The 22,806-nt window shown below is 71.6% G+C and carries 18 protein-coding genes; 3 read left to right on the top strand and 15 right to left on the bottom strand.

The annotated features are described in order from the left end of the window. Positions 1-38: 38 nt before the first annotated feature. Complete coding sequence (gene ggt / locus ACZ5VQ_RS10325) at positions 39-1,847, bottom strand: gamma-glutamyltransferase (RefSeq protein ID WP_469104511.1); 1,809 nt, start codon at positions 1,845-1,847, stop codon at positions 39-41. A gap of 104 nt (positions 1,848-1,951) precedes the next feature. On the opposite strand from ggt, the gene ACZ5VQ_RS10330 reads away from it, so the two are divergent. Together ACZ5VQ_RS10330 and ACZ5VQ_RS10335 are read left to right on the top strand one after the other, a co-directional pair. Beyond that, the gene (locus ACZ5VQ_RS10330) at positions 1,952-2,701 is read left to right on the top strand and encodes a hypothetical protein (RefSeq protein ID WP_469104512.1); all 750 of its coding nucleotides are present in this window, start codon (positions 1,952-1,954) and stop codon (positions 2,699-2,701) included. Positions 2,702-2,818: 117 nt separating this feature from the next. Beyond that, complete coding sequence (locus tag ACZ5VQ_RS10335) at positions 2,819-4,387, top strand: CocE/NonD family hydrolase (RefSeq protein ID WP_469104513.1); 1,569 nt, start codon at positions 2,819-2,821, stop codon at positions 4,385-4,387. A 35-nt stretch (positions 4,388-4,422) separates the two neighbouring features. On the opposite strand, the gene ACZ5VQ_RS10340 is transcribed toward ACZ5VQ_RS10335, so the two are convergent. The 3 genes from ACZ5VQ_RS10340 to ACZ5VQ_RS10350 all read right to left on the bottom strand — a co-directional run bounded on the left by ACZ5VQ_RS10340 (position 4,423) and on the right by ACZ5VQ_RS10350 (position 5,973). Next, complete coding sequence (locus ACZ5VQ_RS10340) at positions 4,423-4,644, bottom strand: hypothetical protein (RefSeq protein WP_362084670.1); 222 nt, start codon at positions 4,642-4,644, stop codon at positions 4,423-4,425. Positions 4,645-4,661: 17 nt separating this feature from the next. Further along, positions 4,662-5,405: an amino acid ABC transporter ATP-binding protein gene (locus ACZ5VQ_RS10345; protein WP_469104514.1), complete on the bottom strand. Its 744-nt coding sequence runs from the start codon at positions 5,403-5,405 to the stop codon at positions 4,662-4,664. A gap of 127 nt (positions 5,406-5,532) precedes the next feature. Further along, positions 5,533-5,973: a DUF6278 family protein gene (locus ACZ5VQ_RS10350; protein WP_362084667.1), complete on the bottom strand. Its 441-nt coding sequence runs from the start codon at positions 5,971-5,973 to the stop codon at positions 5,533-5,535. A gap of 209 nt (positions 5,974-6,182) precedes the next feature. On the opposite strand from ACZ5VQ_RS10350, the gene ACZ5VQ_RS10355 reads away from it, so the two are divergent. After that, a complete protein-coding gene (locus ACZ5VQ_RS10355) occupies positions 6,183-7,991 on the top strand; it encodes an SGNH/GDSL hydrolase family protein (protein ID WP_469104515.1) in 1,809 nt (602 codons plus the stop codon). 86 nt (positions 7,992-8,077) lie between these two features. Here the strand turns inward: ACZ5VQ_RS10355 and ACZ5VQ_RS10360 are convergent, their stop codons facing one another. From ACZ5VQ_RS10360 to ACZ5VQ_RS10410, 11 genes are all read right to left on the bottom strand, one after another. Further along, entirely contained in the window at positions 8,078-8,857 is a 780-nt protein-coding gene (locus ACZ5VQ_RS10360; RefSeq protein ID WP_362084662.1) for an exodeoxyribonuclease III, read from the bottom strand. 29 nt (positions 8,858-8,886) lie between these two features. After that, positions 8,887-9,522: an MBL fold metallo-hydrolase gene (locus tag ACZ5VQ_RS10365; RefSeq protein ID WP_469104516.1), complete on the bottom strand. Its 636-nt coding sequence runs from the start codon at positions 9,520-9,522 to the stop codon at positions 8,887-8,889. Positions 9,523-9,715: 193 nt separating this feature from the next. Continuing rightward, complete coding sequence (gene pcaDC, locus ACZ5VQ_RS10370) at positions 9,716-11,005, bottom strand: bifunctional 3-oxoadipate enol-lactonase/4-carboxymuconolactone decarboxylase PcaDC (RefSeq protein WP_469104596.1); 1,290 nt, start codon at positions 11,003-11,005, stop codon at positions 9,716-9,718. 178 nt (positions 11,006-11,183) lie between these two features. After that, entirely contained in the window at positions 11,184-13,052 is a 1,869-nt protein-coding gene (locus ACZ5VQ_RS10375) for an SWIM zinc finger family protein (protein ID WP_469104517.1), read from the bottom strand. Positions 13,053-14,074: 1,022 nt separating this feature from the next. After that, on the bottom strand, positions 14,075-16,924 hold the full coding sequence (locus ACZ5VQ_RS10380) for a DEAD/DEAH box helicase (RefSeq protein ID WP_469104518.1): 2,850 nt from the start codon (positions 16,922-16,924) through the stop codon (positions 14,075-14,077). Between the two features lie 117 nt (positions 16,925-17,041). Continuing rightward, on the bottom strand, positions 17,042-17,623 hold the full coding sequence (locus ACZ5VQ_RS10385; protein WP_362084650.1) for a sugar kinase: 582 nt from the start codon (positions 17,621-17,623) through the stop codon (positions 17,042-17,044). Beyond that, entirely contained in the window at positions 17,620-18,804 is a 1,185-nt protein-coding gene (locus ACZ5VQ_RS10390) for an ROK family glucokinase (protein WP_362084647.1), read from the bottom strand. Before ACZ5VQ_RS10390 ends, ACZ5VQ_RS10385 begins: the two co-directional genes overlap by 4 nt. 161 nt (positions 18,805-18,965) lie before the next feature. Further along, the gene (locus ACZ5VQ_RS10395; protein WP_469104519.1) at positions 18,966-19,790 is read right to left on the bottom strand and encodes an ATP-binding cassette domain-containing protein; all 825 of its coding nucleotides are present in this window, start codon (positions 19,788-19,790) and stop codon (positions 18,966-18,968) included. After that, complete coding sequence (locus ACZ5VQ_RS10400) at positions 19,787-20,824, bottom strand: ABC transporter permease (RefSeq protein ID WP_469104520.1); 1,038 nt, start codon at positions 20,822-20,824, stop codon at positions 19,787-19,789. The genes ACZ5VQ_RS10395 and ACZ5VQ_RS10400 overlap by 4 nt, the downstream gene beginning before the upstream one ends. Then, complete coding sequence (locus ACZ5VQ_RS10405; protein WP_469104521.1) at positions 20,821-21,825, bottom strand: sugar ABC transporter substrate-binding protein; 1,005 nt, start codon at positions 21,823-21,825, stop codon at positions 20,821-20,823. The genes ACZ5VQ_RS10400 and ACZ5VQ_RS10405 overlap by 4 nt, the downstream gene beginning before the upstream one ends. 171 nt (positions 21,826-21,996) lie before the next feature. Then, positions 21,997-22,734, bottom strand: a complete 738-nt coding sequence (locus ACZ5VQ_RS10410) for a GntR family transcriptional regulator (RefSeq protein ID WP_469104597.1) — start codon at positions 22,732-22,734, stop codon at positions 21,997-21,999. Between the last annotated feature and the right edge of the window lie 72 nt (positions 22,735-22,806).

Genomic DNA, 22,806 nt, shown 5'->3' on the forward strand with positions numbered 1-22,806 from the left:
CCTCTTGCCGAGCTCTCACGGATGTGACGGCCCGCTGCCTACGGCGCCGGCCGCACCACCATCGCCGACCCGCCGCCCCGGCGTACGGTCTCGGCCGCCGCCAGCCACTTGCCGTTCGGGAGGCGTTGGACGCCGGTCGCCGCGCCGATCTCCGGGTTCTGCCGGAAGCCGTGGCCCAGCGACTCCAACTGGGTCCTCAACTGGCTGTTCCACAGGCCCGGTTCGAGCTCGGTGGTCGTCTGGTTGCGCTGGCTGGCACGCGGGGCGGCGATCGCGTCGACGAGCGGGAGGCCCCGGTCGACGAACCCGGTCAGCGTTTGGAGGACCGTCGTGACGATGGTCGCGCCGCCGGGCGAGCCCAGCGCCACCACCGGCTTGGCGTGAGCGTCGAGGACGATCGTCGGCGAGATCGACGAGCGCGGGCGCTTGCCAGGACCGGGCAGGTTCGGGTCGTGCACGGCCGGGCTCGCCGGTGCGAAGGAGAAGTCCGTCAGCTCGTTGTTGAGGATGAAGCCCCGGTCGGGGACGGTGATCCCGCTGCCGCCGGTCTGCTCGATGGTGAGGGTGTACGCGACGACGTTGCCCCACTTGTCGGCCGCCGTCAGATGCGTCGTGTTCTCGCCCTCGTACGTCGTCGGCGCGGCCGTGCCACCGGCCGCGCACGCCGCCGGATCGCGCGGATCGCCGGGCGCCAGCGGGCTCGTCAGCACCGCGTCGTCCTTGATGAGGCACTCGCGCGAGTCGGCGTACTTCTGCGAGAGGAGTTCCTTCGTCGGTACGTCCTCGAAGGCCGGGTCGCCCACCCAGCGCCCCCGGTCCGCGAAGGCGATCCGGCTCGCCTCGATGAAGCGGTGCAGGTACTGGACGTCCGTTGCCTTCGAAAGGTCGGTGTTCTCAAGGATGTTGAGGGCCTCACCGACCGTGGTGCCACCGGAGGACGAGGGCGCGATCGAGTAGACGTTCAATCCGCGGTACGAGGTCTTCGTGGGCGCCTGCCGCTTCGCCTCGTACTTCGCCAGGTCCTTCAGGGACAGCTGGCCGGGGCGCGCGTGGTAGCCGGAGGCCGGGTCCACCGGCGGCTTGTTCACCGTGGCGACGATGTCCTTGGCCAGTTCCCCGCGATAGAGCGCACCGACGCCCTTGCGGCCCAACTCCTCGTACGTACGGGCCAGATCGGGGTTCTTGAACGTCGAGCCGACCACCGGCAGCGCACCGCCCGGCAGGAACAGCTCGGCCGTGTCGGGGAAGTTCCGGAACCGCGCCTCGTTGGACTGGGTCTGCGAGCGGAACGTGGCGTCGACGGTGAACCCGTCGCGCGCGAGCCGCTCCGCGGGCTTCAGCAGCGATCCGAGCCGCTTGCTGCCCCAGCTGTCCAGCGCCTTCTGCCAGGTGGCGGGCGTCCCAGGCGTGCCCACGCCCAGACCGCTGGTCACGGCGTCGGCGAACGGAATCGGCTGCCCGTTCTCCAGGAAGAGCCCCGAGTCGGCCGTCAGGGGTGCCGTCTCACGGCCGTCGATCGTCCGCACCGTACGGGACTTGGCGTCGTAGTAGACGAAGTAGCCGCCCCCGCCGATGCCCGAAGAGTACGGCTCGGTGACGCCGAGGGCGGCCGCCGTGGCGACGGCCGCGTCCACCGCGTTGCCGCCCTTGCGGAGGATCTCGATCCCGGCGGCCGAGGCGTCCGCGTCCACGCTCGCGACGGCCCCGCCGTACCCGACGGCGACCGGCACCTTCTCGGCCGGACCCGAGCCCCCGGAAGATCCTGAGGAGGGGGGTGCCGCCCCCACCGACATCACCGCGGCCGAAACCGCCACCACAGCCAGACTCCGCGCGCCCGAGCGCCCCATCCGTACCTCCAGTAAACGACCGTCTGCGCAGCGTAACTTCCTCGGCATGGCCGCGTCAGGTCCCTCTCGAACACCGGTGCAGGTGCCCGCTAGCATGCGCGCCCATGAATGACGACGTGCGCAACATCGTCCTCGGCGTGGTCGCGGCCGGCCTCAGCGCCGCGCTGGGCTGGCTCGCCCGTACGTACCTGTGGAAGCGCAAGCTGCGCCGCAAGCAGGCCTTCTTCGGCCTGCCCGACAACTCCGAGTCGCTCCTGGTGGTCAACCGCGAGGCCGGCGGCCCGGAACTCTCGGTGATGCGCCATGACGTCTTCGCGCTGCTCGAACTCTCCGCCCTGATCAAGGACTGCGGCGCCCACGCCCAGGTGATCGCGCACGACGCGGCGCAGCAGGGCTTCGGGGAGCGCACGGAGTTCTGCGTGGGCGGGCCGTCGTCGAACCGGCGCATGGCCGCGCATCTGCACTCGCTGCTTCCGGGCATCCGCGTCAACGTCGACCCCGAACCGGGCCCGGACCGCGGCGCGTTCCAGATAGGCAGCGAGCGCTACCGGCTGGAGCCCGGCAAGGGCGAGTACGTGATCCTCGCCCGACTCACGGCGGGCAACACGGCACGGCCCGTGTTCCTCTTCTGCGGCCAGCGCGCGATCACCAACCAGGCCGCGACCCGCTATGTCGCCCGCAACCACGAACGGCTGGCGCGCAAACACGGCAACAACTCCTTCGTGATCCTCCTGAAGGTCGTGAACTCCCAGGCGTATGGGCCGGATGTGGTCGAGCTCGTCGCGGACGTCACTCGCGCCTCACAGACCGCACTGCCTGCGGTTCCCGCACGGAGCAGCCACCGCGCCTCCTAGGTTTCAACACATTTCAACAATCGTTACTCGCGCGTAACTTACCGACGGGTTACTTGCGGTAAGCCAACGAGGTTACCGTCGGGTCACTTTGGCACTTACACGTGTGAGGAGTGACCTGTGGGACACCCGCGCAAGGCCCTGCGTACCACCGCCGTAGGTGTCGTCTCGGCGACGCTGATCGCCGGCACGGCTCTCGGGCTCGCCCCCGCCGCGCAGGCGGCGCCCGCCGCCGTCCGGTTCGTCGACATCACCGGGGACGGCGGCACCGTCCTCAAGGCCAACGTCGTCATGCCCGCGAACGCCGACGCCTCCCGCGCCTACCCGCTCATCGTGCTGCCCACGAGCTGGGGCCTGCCCCAGGTCGAGTACCTCGCCCAGGCCCAGAAACTCGCCGACTCCGGCTATGTGGTGGTCAGTTACAACGTCCGCGGCTTCTGGCAGTCGGGCGGAGAGATAGAAGTAGCGGGTCCACCCGACATAGCCGACGCGTCGAAGGTCATCGACTGGGCCCTCGCCAACACCCCGTCCGACGCCCGGAACATCGGCATGGCGGGCGTCTCGTACGGCGCCGGCATCAGCCTGCTCGCCGCCGCGCACGACAAGCGCGTCAAGGCCGTCGCGTCCCTCAGCGGCTGGGCCGACCTCATCGACTCGATCTACTCGGGCCGCACCCAGCACTCCCAGGCCGCCGCCCTGCTGAACGGCGCCGGACAGATCACCGGCCGCCCCAGCGCCGAACTCCAGCAGATCTTCAAGGACTTCTTCGCCTCCAACCTCTCCAAGGAGCAGGAGCTGATCGCCTGGGGGAAGAAACGTTCCCCCTCGACCTATGTCGACCAGCTCAACAAGAACGGCGCGGCGGTCCTGCTCGCCAACGGCTGGGGGGACACGATCTTCCCGCCCAACCAATACGCCGAGTTCTACGAGCGGTTGACCGTCCCGAAGCGGCTGGAGTACCGGCCGGGCGACCACGCCACCGCCGAGGTGACCGGCCTCTTCGGACTCCCGAACGATGTGTGGACGGACACGAGCCGCTGGTTCGACCACTACCTCAAGGGCGTGGACAACGGCATAGACCGCGAGCAGCCGGTACAGCTCAAGTCCCGTTCCACCGGCGGCTACGAGGGCTACCCGGACTGGAAGTCGGTCGGCGCGACACGCAAGAAGATCGCCCTCGCGGGCTCCACCACGATCCGCGCGAACGTCAACTCGGGCGCGGACGGCGGGATCATCTTCCTCTCCAGCATCCTCGACCAGCTCGCACAGCTGCCGCCGGTGGCGTCGATCCCGCTGCTGCCGCGCCGGTACGCGGCTGTCTGGCAGTCGGAGAAGTACGCGAGCGCCCAACGGGTGCGCGGCACCACGAAATTGCACACAACCCTCACGAGCACCAAGGAGAGCGGCACCCTCGTCGCGTACCTCTACGACGTGGGCCCGCTCGGCCTCGGCAAGCTGGTCAGCAACGCGCCGTACACCTTCCACGGGCAGACGCCCGGCAAGCCGTTCGGCGTCGACCTGGAGTTGTTCTCCACGGCCTACGACGTCCCGGCAGGGCATCGACTCGCCCTAGTGGTCGACACGGTGGACCCGCTCTACATCGAGCACAACCCGACCGGCGCGCAGCTGACCTTCTCCTCGCCCGCGGCCGACCAGTCGTACGTGTCGGTACCGCTGCGCGAGCAGTGATCTCCGGCTGCTGCCGGGCGGGCCATTGCCCCTCGCTACCGCGTGCCCGGCAGCAGCGTCCCTGGTTCGGCCGGGGTGGTGTCCACGGCCTCTGTCCCCATCACCACGGCAGTGAACGGCATATCGTAGTCGAGGTTCGATGCGGTCGGCCCGTCGGCCCGGAGGGACTCGGCGGTGGAGCCGGGCAGCGGAATCAACTCCGTTCCGTGGGCGTGGAGTTGGGATGGGAACGGGAGTGGCGGCGGGAGTGTGATCATGATCTCGCTCCCCCCGCTCAGTGCTTGAGGATCTTCGACAGGAAGTCCTTGGCGCGGTCGCTGCGCGGGTTGGTGAAGAACTCCTCGGGGGTGCGGTCCTCGACGATGCGGCCGTCGGACATGAAGACGACACGGTTCGCGGCCGAGCGGGCGAAGCCCATCTCGTGGGTGACGACCACCATGGTCATGCCCTCGCGCGCGAGCTGCTGCATCACCTCCAGGACCTCGTTGATCATCTCCGGGTCGAGTGCCGAGGTCGGCTCGTCGAAGAGGAGCGCCTTGGGGTCCATGGCGAGGGCACGGGCGATGGCCACGCGCTGCTGCTGGCCGCCGGAAAGCTGGGCAGGGTACTTCGGGGCCTGCGAGACGAGGCCCACGCGGTCCAGGAGTTCGAGCGAGCGTTTGTCGGCATCGGCCTTCTTGCGGCCGCGGACCTTGATCTGACCGAGCGAGACGTTCTGCAGGACCGTCTTGTGCGCGAAGAGGTTGAACGCCTGGAAGACCATCCCGACCTCGGCGCGGAGCATGGCGAGATCCTTGCCCTCCTCCGGCAGCAGCTTCCCGTCGAGCCTGATCTCCCCCGAACGGATCGTCTCCAGCCTGTTGATGGCCCTGCACAGAGTCGACTTCCCCGACCCCGAAGGGCCGATGACCACGACCACCTCCCCCTTGCCGACGGTGAGGTTGATGTCCTGGAGGACATGCAGTTCCCCGAAGTACTTGTTGACGTCACGCAGCTCGATCAACGGATCGACGGCCATCCTCAGCCCTACCCACTCTCAGCTGTGTCGCGATTCCCGCAAGCTATCCACACAAGAGTGGAGTTAATACCCGACACGCACTTTTCGGGCATTAGCCGTATTTAAGGCGCCAGCCAGGGCCAGAACCTTACGCCTCCGCGACCTCGGCGTACAGCTGGGAGAGTTCGGGAGCACCACTGGCTGCCCACTCGTGACCGACGGCGACCACGTCGAACTCACGGCCGGAGGCCAGTCGTACGACCGGCTGGCCGCCCGGCCAGATGTCCCAGACCGCGCCGGGGACCGTGCGCACGATGACCGTGCCGAGATAGAGGCCGGCGTCGTTGCCCAGCCAGGGCAGGCTCTCCTCGTCGTCCCGCCAGCGCGGCACCAACTGGTCCAGCGCCTCCAACGAGGCCGCGGAGTCGTCGAGTTCGACCCCCGCCTGATGAGCCTGGGAGCGCAGCAGTTCGCACTCGGACAGCAGTTCGGCCACCCCCTCGCGGTCGCTCTCACTGTCGGAGAAGACCGCGACTCCTCCGGCAGGGCCCCGCCTCTTGCGCCAGTTGCCCAGGAAAGGGATGTTCATACACCCAGCCTGTCATCTCTGTCGCCCGGCGCACCACAGGGCACGCGGAACGCCTGTTCCCAGGGAGTTCGCGCCGAGTTCGCGCCCGGATCATTGACGAGTCCCTGCCGCCTCCTTAGCTTCACGGTGCACCTGTCACCTCGTCCGTGAACCGTGCCCGAACGGTTCGTGAGCCGTTGGTCCGTGAGTCGTAAGTGGGAGGAGTCGGTGTGCGCCGACGTGTCTGGGGTACGACCGTCGTTCTCGCTCTGCTCTCGGCGGTGGTGACAGTTCCTGCGACGACCGCGACGGCCGCCACGGCCGAGTCGCCCGCGGTGTCCGAGGCGGCCGCGGTGCCCGCCAAGGAGCGGACGCTGCCGCTGGAGCGGCACTTCGACAACACCGCGGTCAGCGACGACGCACGGCCCCGTGAGGCGGACTTCGACGGCTCGGGCGGCTCCCTGTCGGCGCAGGACCTGACCGCCGCGGGCTGGACGCCCGGGCGCTCACTGACGGTCCAGGGCGCCCGGCTGGCCTGGCCCCGCCGAGCCGCGGGCGAGCCCGACAACGTACGCGCCGACGGCCAGTCCGTACGGGTCGGCGGCCGCGGTGACGCGCTCGCCTTCCTCGTCGCGGGCACGGGGGGCGGCGAGGAGAGCGGTACGGGGGTGGTGCGGTATACAAACGGCTCGCGCTCCTCGTACCGGCTGACCGCGTCCGACTGGCGCGGCGGCCCGCTCGCCACCAAGGCCGTGGCCCTGCCGCACATCAACACACCCGGCGGTCAACTCGCCGAGAAGGCACGGCTGTACGTCGTGACCGTGCCGCTCGTCCAGGGGCACGAGGTGGCGTCGGTGGAGCTGCCGCGCAACACAGACCTCCATGTGTTCGCACTCTCGGTGCGCGCCGACTCCCGTGGCTGGGCCGGGAGTTGGGCCGCCTCGGCCTCCGGCTACCCGGCGGTCGGGCCGTGGACGGACCGGACGCTGCGGCTCGTGGTGCACACCTCGGCGGGCGGGCCGCGGGTACGGATCCGGCTCGACAACACCTTCGCCACCACGCCCGTACGGATCGGCAGCGCGACGGTGGCGGTGCAGGCGTCCGGCGCGAGTCCGCGCGGTGCGCCCGTGCCGCTGTCGTTCCGGGGCGCGACGGGCACCGAGATCCCGGCGGGAGCACAGGCGTTCAGCGATCCGCTGGACTTCGACGTGCCCGCGGACGCCAATCTGCTCGTGAGCTTCCATCTGCCCGGGACGGTGACGGCGGCACCCGTGCACAGCCTGGCCGTCCAGACGTCGTACGTCAGCGCGCCGGGCGACCATGCCGGCGACGGCGCCCCGGACGCGTACACCTCGACGATCACCAACTGGCCGCTGCTGACCGGTGTCGACGTGGGCGGCGGGCCCGGATCCGTCGTGCTGCTCGGCGACTCGATCACGGACGGCGAGAAGTCGACGCGGGACGCGAACCGGCGCTGGCCCAATGTGCTCGCCGGGCGGCTGCTGAACCAGAGTGGGGTCCCGCGCTATGGGGTCCTCAACCATGGGATCTCGGCGAACCGTGTGGTGAGCGACCGCTACACCGGCGACGGTGTCTCCACGGACACGGGTGGTGTGAGCGCGCTGCACCGCCTGGACCGGGATGTCCTCGCCCAGACGTCGGCGCGTACCGTCGTCGTCTTCCAGGGGGTCAACGACGTCCGCTGGGGAGCGAGTGCGGAGCAGGTCGTGGCCGGGCTGCGGGAGATCGCCGAGCGGGCGCGGGGGCGTGGGCTGCGGGTGTTGGTCGCGACGATCGCGCCCTGCGAGGGGGAGGCGCGGTGTACGGCTGCGGCTGACGCCCAGCGGGTTGCCGTGAACCAGTGGATCCGGGGCGGGGGCGGGTCCGGGTTCGACGGGGTGCTCGACTTCGATGCGGTGTTGCGGGACCCGGAGCGTCCTGCGCGGATGCTTCCCGCCTATGACAGCGGGGATCATCTGCATCCGGGGGATGCGGGGTTGGCTGCGCTCGCGGAGTCTGTGGACCTGAGGCTGCTGTAAGTACGGGGCGGGGCGCTTCGCGGTGGGTCGTACCTGAGCTGCGGGCCGCCGTGGCTGGTCGCGCAGTTCCCCGCGCCCTGAAGGAGCTACACGTCCAGGTCGACCACCACCGGGGCGTGGTCCGAGGCGCCCTTGCCCTTGCGTTCCTCCCGGTCCACGTAGGAGTCGGTGACGGCCTTGGCGAACGGCTCGTTGCCGTAGACGAGGTCGATGCGCATGCCGCGGTTCTTGGGGAAGGCGAGCTGGCGGTAGTCCCAGTACGTGTACGGGTGGTCGTACTTGAGGGGGCGCGGGACGACGTCCGAGAGGCCGGCCTCGCGCAGTGAGGCGAGGGCGGCGCGCTCGGCCGGGGTGACGTGGGTGAGGCCCTCGAAGGCGGCCACGTCGAAGACGTCGTCGTCCGTCGGGGCCACGTTGTAGTCGCCCAGCACCGCGAACGGGCGGCTGCCGGTCGCGTCGCCCGCGACTGCTGCCTTCAGGGCCTCGAACCACTGGAGTTTGTACGCGTAGTGGGCGTGGTCCACCTCGCGGCCGTTCGGCACGTAGACCGACCAGACGCGGACCGGGCCGCAGGTCGCGGAGATGGCTCGGGGCTCCGCGGCGCCGTCGTAGCCGGGGTCGCCGGGCAGGCCCTTGACGACGTCTTCGAGGCCTACGCGGGAGATCACCGCCACGCCGTTCCACCGGCCGGTCGCGTGGACCGCCGCCTCGTAGCCCAGCTCGCGCAGCTCGGTGACCGGGAACTTCTCGGCGGCGACCTTGGCCTCCTGGAGGCACAGCACGTCCGTGCCGCTGCTCTCCAGCCAGGCCAGCAGCCTCGGGAGACGGGCGGTGATCGAGTTCACGTTCCAGGTGGCGATACGCATGCCCACAACTTACCGGGCACCTCTGACACTCAGAGGTCGGCGGTCTCCCCCGGTGCCAGCCGCAGGTGCTCGGAGCCGCCCAGGGCGCCGATCTGGCGATCGTAGATGGGACGCGCGAGGTCGGTCAGCAGGGCGTCGTGGATGTCGTACGCGCGCTGCGGCTTGACCTCGCGGACGTAGTCGATGACCTCGGAGATCTTGCTCCAGGGGGCCATGACGGGGAGCATCAGCGTCTCGACGGGGTGGTCGGGGACGGTGAGGGCGTCGCCGGGGTGGAAGACGCGGCCGCCGTCGACGAGGTAGCCGACGTTCGTGATGCGCGGGATGTCCGGGTGGATCACGGCGTGCAGTTCGCCGTGGACCTGTACGTCGAAGCCCGCGGCGGTGAAGGTGTCGCCGTGGCCGACGGTGTGGACGCGGCCCGGGAACGCGGCCGAGAGCTGGTCGGCGACGGACTTCAGGGTCCAGATCTCCGCCTCCGGGTTGGCCTCCAGACCGGCGCGCAGGTGCCCCTCGCTGAAGTGGTCGGGGTGCTCGTGCGTGATGAGGACCGCGTCCACGCCGACCGCGGCGTCCTCTTCGCTGAAGACGCCGGGATCGATGACGAGCGTGCGGCCGTCCTTTTCCAGGCGGACGCAGGCGTGCGACTTCTTGGTGAGCTTCATGGTTCCCATCCTGCCTCCGGGCGGGGGCGCGGGCTCACTCCAGGAGGCGCGCCTGCGGGTTCTCACACCTGCTTCTCATCCCGGGCGCTCCACTCCTGGCGCCGGTTTCTGGCGCCGACATTGGAGGCCGGCTTTGGAGGCTGGCTTTGGAGGCTGGCTTTGGAGGCCGGCTTTGAGGGCTCGCTCCTCGTGCTCACTCCTGCGGGGTGGTCTCCTCGCGGATGACCTGCTGGGCCACCTTGAAGGCGCTGTTCGCGGCCGGTACGCCGCAGTAGACGGCCGCCTGGAGGAGCACCTCCTTGATCTCGACCGGGGTGAGGCCGTTGCGCAGGGCGGCCCGGGTGTGGAAGGCGAGTTCGTCGAGGTGGCCGCCCGCGACCAGGGCGGTGAGCGTGACACAGCTGCGCGAGCGCCGGTCGAGGCCGGGCCGGTCCCAGATCTCGCCCCACGCGTAGCGGGTGATGAACTCCTGGAAGTCCCCGGAGAACTCGTCGGCCTGGGCCAGCGCGCGGTCGACGTGCGCGTCCCCCAGCACCTCGCGACGGACCTTGATGCCCGCGTCGTACGGGTCGGGTCTGCCCAGGACCGCCTCGGGCTGCACGGCGGGGGCGATCTCGGCGACCGGCGACATCTGCTGCGGCGCGGCCACGACCGGGCTCGCCTGCGGCACCTCGACCGCCATCTGACCGGTGGACGAGTCGTAAGCGGGCTGCTGCCACGCGGTGGAGAAGTGCCGTACGAGAAGGTCCGTGACCGCGGCGGGCTGCTCCACGGGGACCAGGTGCGAGGCGCCGGGTACGACGGCGAGGCGGGCGTCCGGTATTCCGGCTACCAGGGTGCGGGCCTCGGCGGGGCCGGTGACCTGGTCGTCGGAGCCGACCAGGACGAGTGTCGGCACCCCGATCCGGCCCAGCTCGGCATGGATGTCGAACGAGGCGAGCGCCTCGCACGCGGCGATGTAGCAGCCCGGGTCCGTGGTGCGCACCATCTGCACGGCCCACTCGGTGATCGCGGGCTGCGCCGCGGCGAAGCCCTGGGTGAACCAGCGCTCCGGGGACGTCCGCGCGATCGGGTCCAGGCCGTTCGACCGTACGATCACGCCGCGCTGCCGGAACTCGTCGGCCGTGCCGAAGCGCGGTGAGGCCGCGATCAGCGTGAGCGAGGCGAGGCGCTCCGGGTGGCGCAGCGCCAGTTCGGCTCCGATGGCACCGCCGAGCGCACAGCCCGCGTACCCGAACCGCTGGACGCCGAGCCCGTCGAGCGTGACGAGCAGCCGCTCGGCGAGCTCGGTGACGGAACCGGCCGGGTAGGCGGGCGCGCCGCCGTGGCCCGGCAGGTCGAAGCGGAAGACCCGCCATTGCTTGGCCAGCTCCGGGACCTGCCGGTCCCACATATGCCAGGTCGTACCGAGCGAGGGACCGAGGATGAGCACGGGGGCGTCTTCGGGGCCGTCGAAGCGGTACTGGAGGGCTGGGGACTTCATCTCACTCACCGCTCCACGCTAGCTTCCACACCTGTGGTCACGGAAACGAGCCCGATTTGTCCACGCGGCCTGCACGGAGCCGCCACATGCCGCGCGGCGGGCCGGAGGGCAGGTCAGCGGAGCGTTACCGCCCTCCGGGGCCTCGGAAAAAAGTTGGCGGCGGGCGAACGGGTCGCGCTCACAGGTCGGTGGGGGAGCCCAGGCCCGTGAGGGCGCCGACCGGGTCGAGGTCGGGGGTGCCCCTGGGCCACCAGTCGTCGTGGCCCGGTTCCGACTCGTAGGCGTACCAGAGGCCGTCGTGGCCCAGCCGGAGCTGTATGTGGCCGCGGGGGTGGGTGAGGTGGTTGTGCCAGGGGCGAAAGGCTGGGAAATCCGCGGCCAGGAGGAGCGGGCGGGCCCGGTCGAAACGGCCCGCCGGCGGGTCCCAGGGCTCTTCGAGAACGGCGAGCCCTTCCAGTCCGCCCTGACGCCAGGCGGCGACCGCCCGCGCCAGGTCCGCCGGGGTGCGGCCGGCAGCGGTCGCCAGGGATGCGTACAGGGAGCGGGTCGTGGCGGTGAGACCGGATCCGGGTCGGGTGGCCGCGAGGCGGACGGCGTCCTGCCAGAGGGTCAGCTCCGCCACGGGGTCCCGGCCCGTCGTGAGCAACGCGTGCGCGCGGGCCGCCGCGTCGGTGGCCAACTGGTCCAGCGCGAACGGGTCCGGGCCGCCGGGCGATGCCGGGTAGGCCGGGGGCTGCTCGGGGTGCGCGGGCGGCGGCAGCGGGGCCGGGAGCGGCGGCAGCGTCCGGAGCGCGAGGGCGTCGGTGGCCCGTACGCCGGGCAGTGCCGGTTCCCGCTCGGCGCGGGCCGAGCGTGCCGCCAGGGTGGCGCTGCGGCGGGACAGCGCGTCCAGCAGCTCGCGTTCGCCCCGGCCTCGTGACAGGAGGAGGACGAAGGGGTCTTCGTCCAGCAGCCGTGCCGTCTGGTAGCAGAGCGCGGCCGCGTGTTTGCAGGGGTGGCCGGAGTCGGGGCAACTGCACTGCGGTACCAGGTCACCTGGGCCGGGAAGCAGGCCCACCCCGCTGTCGGCGAGCGACTGGGGCAGGTCCTTGTCGAGCAACGCCGCGATGTGCCCCGGCCGTTCGGCCGCGGCATCGAGGAACCGCTCCCAGTCGTCGTCCGAGAGCGTACGCATCCGGATCTGCACGCGGTACGGCCGCGGTCGGCTGCCGTGCACGTACGCGAGTACGAGCCCGGGCGTGACGGTGATGGCGTCCACGTGCCCCGCCCGCGCGTACGCCTTCCCCCGCCCGAGCCGCGCCGCGTCCAACGCCGTCTCCTCCAACGCGGCCACCCAGGCGTTCCCCCACCACGTCTCGGCGAACCCGTCCGCACCCTGCGGCCGCGCGGGCAGCGCGGGAAAGGTCCGCCGCAGCTCGCCGTCACGGCCCGGGGCTGCCATCGAGCGCGCGGGCGCTGCGATGGGGAGCTGGGCGGGCGTGGGGTGAGGGGCGGCGGGGCCGGGGGTGGCATCGGAGTAGGTGGTGGGGGTGGGGGCGACGCCGGGGTGGGGTGCCTGGGTGGTGCGGGGGTCGGGCTCGACGTGAGAGCCGCGGGCTGCCTTGGCCATCGCGGCCCGCACGGCGTCGGCGATCGAACCGCCGCCGGGTGCTGCTGCCGCGTCGGAGGTGGGTGCGGGCGCAGACGCCGGCCCGCGCTCGGGCTCCGGCCTCGGCTCCAGCCCGAGCCCTGGCCCCGGCTTCTGCTCCGGCTCCGGCTCGGTGGACGGCGGCTGGTCGTCAGCAGCGGCCTGGGCGGTGTCGGGCGGCACGGCGTCGGCGTCCGTGCCCATGGGCCCTGTGACGGCCGGAGTCGGCCGACCGGCGGGCCGACTCCGAGGCTGGTCTTCGGGGGCGGGAACCGCCGCTGGAGACGTGCTGCCCGGCGCGGCGCCGGGTCGCATCGGTGGGTCTTCGGACTCCCTCTCCAGCCGGGCCGTCAGGTCGAAGGCGTCGCCCAACCGGTCGGCCAGCTCCCGGACCTGTGCCGCGGCGCGGCGGTTCGCCATGGTCGGACGGGGCGTGGAAGTGCTGGACTCGGCGCCGCCCCGCCGCCGCCGGGCCTCGACTCCCTTGTCCCGGGCGGCAGTTCGCTCCCGCTCCGCCTGAATCCTCGCGGCACGCAACGCCTCGCGGGCCACGTCACCGGGTCGCGGGGTTCCGGAAGCCGCGTCGGATCGCCCGGGCGCCGACGGCTCGACGTCCGACTCGGAACCCTCGCCGCCACCGGCGTCCGGCGCCCCATGCGCGTCCGATGCCCCATGCGCGTCCGGTGTCCCTTGCACATTCGAGGGCCAGGCCGGCTGAATGCCCGGCTCCCCCTGTGCGCCTGGCGTCGCCTGCACGCCTGGCGTCCCTTGCCCGCCTGGCGCAGCCTGCCTGCCCAGCGCCCCCTGCCCACCTGGCGCAGCCTGCCTGCCCTCTGCCCCCTGTACGCCTGGCGCAACTTGCCTGCCCTGCGTCCCCTGTGCGCCTGGCGCAGCCTGCTTACCCTGCGTCCCCTGTACGCCTGGCGCAACCTGCTTACCCTGTGCCCCCTGCGCCTCCTCCGCCCGCGGGGCAGTAGCGCCACCCGTGCGACCGGCCGCAGCCGCCCGCCGCAGCGCCTCGCGTGCCTTGTCACCGGGCCGGGGACCCGGCGATGCGGTCCCCTCGGCGGCTCCCGTTGCCCTTCTGGGCCCAGCCGGGCGCGCCTCCGCCTTCGTGGGGTGCCCCTCCCCCGCGCCGGCCGCCGGTCCTCCGCCATCCCCCCGCCGCGCCGCCCGCAAGGCACGCCGAGCGGCGTCGGCGGGCCGGGCCTCACCAACCGGTGCTTCACCCGCCGGGGGCGTCTCACCGGCCGAGGACGTCTCACCGGCCGGAGACGCCTCGGTGCCGGACGAGCCCCCCGGTTCCGGCTGATCCAGCTGTTCCCCCTCATCCGGCCGATCCCTCAGTTCCGGCTGATCCGGCCGATCCGGCCGATCCAACCCATCCGGCCGATCCAGCCCATCCGGCCCATCCGGCCGATCCAGCCCATCCGTCGAAGACATCACGCCGACCTCCTCAGCGAGACCAGGTCGGACAGTTCACGGTCGGTCAGTTCCGTCAGGGATGCCTCGCCGGAGCCGAGGATCGCGTCGGCCAGCGCCCGCTTGGAGGCGAGCATCTCGGCGATGCGGTCCTCGACGGTGCCCTCGGTGATGAGGCGGTGGACCTGGACGGGCTGGGTCTGGCCGATGCGGTAGGCGCGGTCGGTGGCCTGCTCCTCCACGGCGGGGTTCCACCAGCGGTCGAAGTGGACGACATGGCCCGCGCGCGTGAGGTTGAGGCCCGTGCCGGCGGCCCTGAGGGAGAGGACCAGGACCGGCGTCGCTCCGCTCTGGAAGCGGTCGACCATGTGCTCGCGCTCGGCCACCGGCGTACCCCCGTGAAGGAGCTCGACGGGGACCGCGCGGGCCGCGAGGTGGTGGGTGATCAGCTTGGCCATGCCCACGTACTGCGTGAAGACGATCGCCGAGCCGTCCTCGGCGAGCAGCGTGTCCAACAGCTCGTCCAGGAGGGCGAGTTTGCCGGAGCGGGCGGCCTGGCGGGAGGCGCCTCCGCCGCCGGGGTGGCCGCCGGTGTCCTCCTTCAGATACAGCGCGGGATGGTCGCAGATCTGCTTGAGCGCGGTGAGGAGCTTGAGGACCAGGCCGCGCCGGGCGATGCCGTCGGTGGTCTCGATCGCCAGCATCGACTCGCGGACCACGGCTTCGTACAGGGAGGCCTGTTCGCGGGTGAGGGGGACGGGGTGGTCCGTCTCCGTCTTGGGAGGCAGTTCGGGGACGATGCCGGGGTCGGACTTCTTGCGGCGGAGGAGGAAGGGCCGGATCAGCCGGGCGAGGCGGGTCACGGCCTCCTCGTCCTCGCCGTTCTCCACCGCGCGCGCGTGCCGGGCGCGGAAGGACTTCAGCGGGCCGAGCAGTCCCGGAGTCGTCCAGTCGAGCAGGGCCCACAGTTCGGAGAGGTTGTTCTCCACGGGGGTGCCGCTCAGGGCGACCCTGGCCGGTGCGCCGATCGTCCGCAGGGCCTTGGCCGTCGCCGAGTACGGGTTCTTGACGTGCTGGGCCTCGTCCGCGACGACCATGCCCCACTTCTGCCGGGAGAGCTGCGGTGCCGTCGACCGCATCGTCCCGTAGGTGGTGAGGACGAACCCGCCGTCCGTGTTTTCCAGGGACTCCAGGGATCGGCCAGGACCGTGGTAGCGGCGCACGGGCACGCCCGGCGCGAACCGCTCGATCTCCCGCTGCCAGTTGCCGAGCAGCGAGGCGGGGCAGACGACGAGGGTCGGCTCGGGGCGCGCCCGCTTCAGGTGGAGGGCGATGAGGGTGACGGTCTTACCGAGGCCCATGTCGTCGGCGAGGCAGCCGCCGAGGCCGAGCGAGGTCATGAGGTCGAGCCAGGCCAGTCCGCGGAGTTGGTAGTCCCGGAGGGTGGCCTTCAGGCCGGGCGGCGGTTCGGCGGGCCGCAGTCCGGCGGTCAGCCGGTCGCGCAGTGCGGCCAGCGCGCCGACCGGCACCGCCTCGACCGTCTCGCCGTCGACCTCCGCGGTGCCGGTGAGGGCCACGGAGAGGGCGTCCACCGGGTCGAGCAGCCCCAGTTCGCGCTTGCGCGCCTTGCGGACGAGGGCCGGGTCGACGAGCACCCACTGGTCCCGCAGCCGCACGACAGGGCGGTGTGCCTCGGCGAGCTGGTCCATCTCTGCCTCGGAGAGCGGGTCGCCGCCGAGCGCCAACTGCCAGCGGAACTGGAGCAGTTCCTCGCTCTCGAAGAAGCCCGTGCCGTCCGTGGCCGAGCCCGGCGCGGGGCGGACGACCGCCGCCGCGCTCAGGTCCTGGGCGAGGTCGCGGGGCCAGTGCACGGCGACCCCGGCCGCGCCCAGGCGGGTCGCGGCGACACCGAGCAGGTCCGACAACTCGTCCTCGGACAGCGCCAGTACGTCCGGCACGTCCTGTCCGGACAGCCGGTCCAGGGGCGGCCAGACTCGGGCCGCGCGGCGCACGGCCAGAGCGGCGTCGACTCGGGCACGCGGTCCGAACGCCGTGTCGGCTGCGCCCGCCCACAGGGCCGCGGCGTCGACCACGAGGGTGGGGTCGGCGAGGCTGTGCACCTGGACGACGGCCGCGCCCGCGCGCCGCGCGTCCTCGCTGTCGTCGAAGAGCTCGTACGCGGACAGGTCCAGGCGCAGCGAGATCCGTACCCCCGCGTCCATGCCCGCGGCGACCTCCGCCGCCCAGTCCTGGGCGCCCGGCAGCCGCTGGGGCCCGGCGGCCGCGAAGGGCTTCCCGGTGGCGTACGGCGCGGCCGCGGTGCGGGGCAGTGCGTCGGCGACCGCGTCCACGAAGGCGCGCATCAGCGCTTCCCGGTCGGGCAACTGGAGTGGGCCCCGGCCCGGCAGGGGTACGGCGTGTCCCTCGTACGGAAGGGAGGCGGCCACCGCCCTCAGGTGGGCGATGTCGTCCGGGTCCAGGGGGCCTGCTCGCCACGCGTCGTATCCGTCGGGCGTCAGGCCGGGCAGCAGCCGACCGCGCGCGACGAGGCGCAGGGCGTGCAGTGCGGCGGCGCCCCAGCAGGCCGTGGCGGGATGTGCGGCGGGGTCCCGCCGGGCCCGCACGAGCAGCGGCAGCGCCTCGACGACCGGCAACGTCAGCGCGGGCACCGATCCCCTTCGGACGCCCGCGCCGTGCCTCCGTGCGACCGTGAGCTCGGTGTCCGGGCCCAGCAACGGTGCGTCCCCGTCCGGGTCCCAGAAGGCGATCCTGCCGTCGCGCGGCAGGGCGGCGGGCAGGAAGACGGCGGCCAGCCGCACGGACACCTCGGGCTCGGTGCCGACAGCGGCACGCATCTCCCCCACGCTCATGCTCCCGGCCACCTCCCTCGCCCCGGTCCGACTCGACGACCCGCCCTCGTCGGATCACCCGTCTTCGACTCTACGGGCCGGGTCTGACAACGCGGCCCGGCGGCGGAGCGGGGCGGGTCAGGGTGTCGTTCTGGAGACCACGTAGACCATGGGGTGGCCGGGCTTCGACCAGTCCACGACGATGTCCTGGGTGGGCGTCGGATTCTTCTGCGCGTGGGTGAGACCCGACCAGGGGCCCGGTCCGGTGAACTCCCAGCCGACGACCCGCCGGTCGCGCGCACCGATGGCGACGTCGTTCTTCTTCAGGGCGGCACGGCTGGTGCCGATGGTCTTGAGGAACTTGTCGAGGCCCTCGTCGCTGGTGAGGAACTGGACGTAGAGGCGGCTGGTCTTCCAGTTGTTCGTCTCGTAGTACGCGACCTCGGCCGAGGACCCCGGGATGGGGATCCGGTAGAGGCGGCGCTGGACTCGTGAGGGCCAGCCCGGGGTGAGGCCGGTCGCCGAGTACTTCTCCTCCTTGTCCTTGCCGCTGTCGCGGCTCTGGTTGGCGGAGATCACCAGGTAGCCGGCCGGGACACCGATGAGCAGCACGATGATCAGCAGGGTCAGGGAGCGGCGGCGGATCATGTGGCCGCGGTCCTCGGCCGGCCGCGGTGGCTCGTCCGGGGGCGAGGCCTGGCGCGGCAGCGAGGCCGTCACAGCGAGTCCTGTGCGGAGCGGCGCGACTCGGCGTAGCGCTCGTACCGCTCGTAGCGCTCCACCCGGCGCCGGTTGGCGCGCCGGAAGCGGCGCGCGACGAGCCGGGCGAGGTCCGCGGCGCCGACCATGCCCGCCTCGGGGCCGAGCTGGGCGCGGGCGATCCGGGCCTCGGGGCGGTAGCCGCGGCCGGTCAGATGCCGTCGGAAGGCGTCGCGGGCCGGGCCGATCAGCAGGTCGTCGGCCGCGCTGACGCCGCCGCCGATGACGAAGCACGAGGGGTCGAGGGCGGCGGCGAGGTTGGCGATGCCGACGCCGAGCCACTGGCCGATGTCCTGGAGGAGCTCGATGCACATGGCGTCGCCCTCGCGGGCCAGCTCGGTGATCATCGGGCCGGTGATCTCGGAGATGTCGCCCTTGACGTGCTCGATGATCCCGTACGCCACCGGGGAGTCGGCGGCGGCGAGCTCGCGGGCCTCGCGGACCAGCGCGTTGCCGGAGCTGTACTGCTCCCAGCAGCCGCGGTTGCCGCAGGGGCAGCGGTGGCCGCCGGGCACGACCTGCATATGGCCGAACTCGCCGGCGACGCCGAACTTGCCGCGCTTGACCTGGCCGTCCTCAAGGATCGCGCCGCCGATGCCGGTGCCCAGCGTGATCATGACGAGGTGGTCCTCGCCGCGGCCGGCACCGAAGCGCCACTCGGCCCAGGCGGCGGTGTTGGCGTCGTTGTCCACCAGGACCGGCACTGCGAGGCGGCTGGAGATCCGGTCCCGGAGGGGCTCGTTGCGCCACGACAGGTGGGGCGCGAACAGGACGCGGTTGCGGTCCGCGTCGACCCAGCCGGCCGCGCCGATGCCGACCGCGTGCACGTCGTGCCGGTCGGAGAGGTCCAGGACCAGCTCGACGATGGTGTCCTCGACGACCCGGGGGCTCTTGGACTTGTCGGGGGTCTCGGTGCGGACCTTCTCCAGGATGTTGCCGTCCGCGTCGACGACTCCCGCCATCACCTTCGTACCGCCGATGTCGATGCCGACGGTGGGGACGCGCGGCGCCGTCAGGTGTGAACGGCGCTCGCGTGTGCCCACGGTGCGCAGGACGGTGGCCCGGCGGGAGCCGATGGGGGCGCCCGCGGCTCTGGCGGAGCCGAGCGCCCTGGGGAGTGCGAGGTCGCGGTAGGTGCTCATCGCGCCGATTCTGCCGCACGTGGGGGTTTGGCTGCACGGCGGCGTCCCTCGCCGTGCTCGGCGCCGCCCTGGAATGCTGCCGTTCGTCTGCTGTCCGCGGGACCGCCGTGGCTGGTCGCGCCCACGCGGCGGAGCCGCACATCGATACAGCCCCGCACCCGTCACGGGGCGCCGCCCGCCAGCTCGTGGCGCAGGTCGTCCAGCTCCGAGCCTCCGGCCATTTGGCGGGTCAGTTCGTCCAGGGTGATCTCGTCGCGTGTGTGGCTGCCGGTCATCGTGCCGCGCTTGAGGAGGACGAAACGGTTGCCCACGAGGTAGGCGTGATGCGGGTTGTGGGTGATCAGAACAACGCCCAGGCCCGCGTCGCGTGCGGCGGCCACATATTTGAGGACCATGCCGGACTGCTTCACCCCGAGGGCGGCGGTGGGCTCGTCGAGGACGAGGACCTTGGCCCCGAAGTGGACGGCGCGGGCGATGGCCACGCACTGGCGCTCGCCGCCCGAGAGGGTGCCGATGGGCTGGTCGACGTCGCGCAGGTCGATGCCCATGCGCAGGAGTTCCGCGTGGGTCGTCCTGCGCATGAGGCCGACGTCCAGACGCTTGAAGGGGCCCTTGCCCTTCCGTGGCTCGGAGCCGAGGAAGAAGTTGCGCCAGACCGGCATCAGGGGCACTACGGCGAGGTCCTGGTAGACCGTGGCGATCCCGCGGTCGAGGGCCTCGCGCGGGGACGCCGGACGGACGTCCTCGCCCTCGATGCGGAAGGTGCCGGCGTCGTGCTGGTGCAGCCCCGCGACGATCTTGATCAGGGTCGACTTGCCGGCGCCGTTGTCACCGAGGACGCAGGTGATCTCGCCCGCGTGGACCTCCAGCGAGACACCCTCCAGGGCGCGGACATTGCCGTAGTACTTACTGACGTCGTCGAGCTCGACGAGGGCTGCACGCCGGGTGTCCGGCGGCGTCCCGGTCGTTTCGGTCGCGTGCGTCATTTCGTGGCCTCCGCGCGCTTGCGGACCCAGGCGTTCAGCAGGGTCGCGAGGAGCAGCATCGCTCCGAGGAAGAACTTGAACCAGTCGGGGTTCCACTCGGCGAACACGATGCCCTTGTCGGTCATGCCGAAGATCAGCGCGCCGACCGCCGAGCCGATGGCGGAGCCGTAGCCGCCGGTGATCAGACAGCCGCCGATGACGGCCGCGATGATGTACGTCAGCTCCTTGCCGACGCCCTCTCCGGACTGGACGACGTCGAAGGAGAAGAGCAGGTGCTGTCCGGCGATCCAGGCGGCGAGGGAGACCCCCATGTAGAGGCCGATTCTGGTCCTGTCGACCGGGACGCCGACCGCGCGGGCCGCGTCTTTTCCGCCACCGACCGCGAAGATCCAGTTGCCGACCCGGGTGCGCAGCAGGATCCAGGAAGCGAGGGCCACCAGACCGAGCCACCACAGGATGGTGATCTTGAAGTCGACGCCGCCGACCGTGAGGACGGAGGCGAAGACGGCCCTGGCGGACGCGAAGCCCTCCATGTCGGCGATCGTCTTCGTGGAGACCGTGCCGCTGATGAGCTTGGTGAAGCCGAGGTTCATCCCGGTCAGCATCAGGAAGGTGCCGAGCGTGATGATGAAGCTGGGCAGCCCGGTGCGGGTCAGCATGAAGCCGTTGAAGAAGCCGATCGCGAGGGTGACCAGGAGCGAGACGCCGACGCCGACCCAGACGTTCGCAGTCATCTGGTAGCTGAACATCGAGGAGATCAGCGCGGACGACGTCACCATGACGCCCGCGGACAGGTCGAACTCGCCGCCGATCATCAGCAGCGCCACGGGCACCGCCATGATGCCGATCGTGGAGGCCGCGTACAAGACAGTGCTCAGCCCGGCCGCCCGTACGAAACTGTCGGCGACCAGCGCGAAGAACAGGAAGACGGCGAGCGCGCCGACCACCGAGCCGAGTTCGGGGCGGCCGAGCAGCCTGCGCGGCGGCGAGGTCCGCAGGAGCCGTTCGTCCACCGTGAGGGCCGTCGCGGTCATCGGGTCCCCCGCTCCGCGTACTGCTCCAGCTCGGCGGCCTGGTCCTTGGTGATGATCTGCGGTCCGGTGAGGACGGGCCTGCCGCCGCCGAGCGTGTCGGCGTTGTACTTGTGGAGCCAGAGCAGGTCGACGGCCTCGTAGCCCTGGAGGTACGGCTGCTGGTCGACGGCGAAGCCGAGGGTGCCGTCCTTGAGCGAGGCAGCCACCTTGGCGTTGAGGTCGAAGGTGTCGATCTCGGCCTCGCTGCCCGCGTCCTGCCGGGCCTTCACGGCGGTGTCGGCATAGGGGGCGCCAAGCGTGACGACGGCGTCCACGGACCGGTCGGCCTGGAGCTTGGCACCTATGGAGGCCTGTACCGCGGACATGTCGGTGCCCTCTACGTACAGGTTTCGTACGGTGCCGTCGAAGGTCTTCCCGACACCCGCGCAGCGTTGCTCGTGGCCGACGTTGCCCTGTTCGTGGAGGACGCAGAGGGTCTGTTTCCGGCCACGGCGGTTCAGCTCTTCGCCGACTGCCTCGCCGGCGATCGTCTCGTCCTGGCCGATGTGGGTGAGCGCGCCGAACGCCTTGGACTCCGCGGAGCCGGAGTTCACGGTGATCACGGGTATGCCGGCCTTCGTGGCGCGCGCGAGGGCGGCCTTCATGGCGTCGGGCTTGGCGAGCGTGACGATGATGCCGTCCACGCCCTTGTCCACGGCGGCGTCGACGAGCTGCGCCTGCTGCTGGGCCTCGTCGTCGTGCGAGTACAGGAACTTGATGTTGTCCTTGACCGCGGCCTGCTCGGCGCCGTTCTGGACGATGTCCCAGAACGTGTCGCCGTCACCCGAGTGCGTGATCATCGCGAAGGTCCAGCGGGGCGTGTCCACCGCGGCCCTGCCCTGGGCGGACGCCGCCTCGCGGGCGTCCTCGGCGCGTTTGCCGCCGGTACTGCTGCACCCGGCCAGGGACGCGCCGAGCGCCCCTGCCACCGCGATGCCGACCCAGGTCCGAAACCGTGCCACGAAGCCGTGCCCTTCTTGATGCCGATACATGGAGGTACCAAGTATCGGACACGGCGATCACCCATTCGGACGGCGGGTACCGCGCGGGCACATCCCGGCGACCGGGGCGCACCCGAGGGGCACACCGAGTCGTACGAGGTCAGCGGCGTACGCGGTCAGGGATCTGCGCGGTCAGGGGCGTACGAGCAGCTGGAACTCAAAGGAGTAGCGCGAGGCGCGGTAGGTGTGGGTGCCGAACTCGACGGCCCGGCCCGTGTCGTCGAAGGTGGTGCGCTGCATGGTGAGCAGCGGGGCCCCCGCGGGCTCACCGAGGCGCTCGGCCTCCACGACCGTGGCGGCGCGGGCGCCGACGGACTGCCGGGCGCTGTGCAGGGTGATGCCCGCGGCGCGCATCAGCCGGTACAGACCGGTGGCCTCCAGCTGCGAGCTGTCCAGGTCGAGGAGGCCGGGCGGCAGATAGTTGCAGAGGTAGGCCATCGGCTCGCCGTGGGCCAGGCGCAGCCGCTCCACCCTGTGTACGTCGCTGTCCTCGGCCACCGAGAGGGCCGCGGCGATCTCGGCCGAGGCCGGGACGACGGTGTTCACGAGGACACGGGTCGCCGGGCGCTGACCGGCCGCCTCCAGGTCGTCGTAGAGGCTGCTCAGCTCCAGCGGTCGTTTGACCTGGCTGTGTACGACCTGGGTGCCGACGCCTCGACGGCGCACGAGAAGGCCCTTGTCCACCAGCGACTGGATGGCCTGGCGGACCGTGGGCCGGGACAGGCCGAGGCGTCCGGCGAGCTCGATCTCGTTGCCCAGCAGGCTGCCCGGAGTCAGGGCGCCGTGCTCGATCGCCGCTTCGAGCTGCTGGGCCAGCTGGAAGTACAGCGGCACCGGGCTGTTCCGGTCGACGCTGAGCTGAAGCGGCACGGTCGGGTCCACGTCTGGTTTGGGCACGGGGCCGAGCGTAGCTCCGGGGGGTGATGACGGGAAGTTGTGAAG

Source organism: Streptomyces sp. NPDC033178 (genome assembly GCF_055577685.1).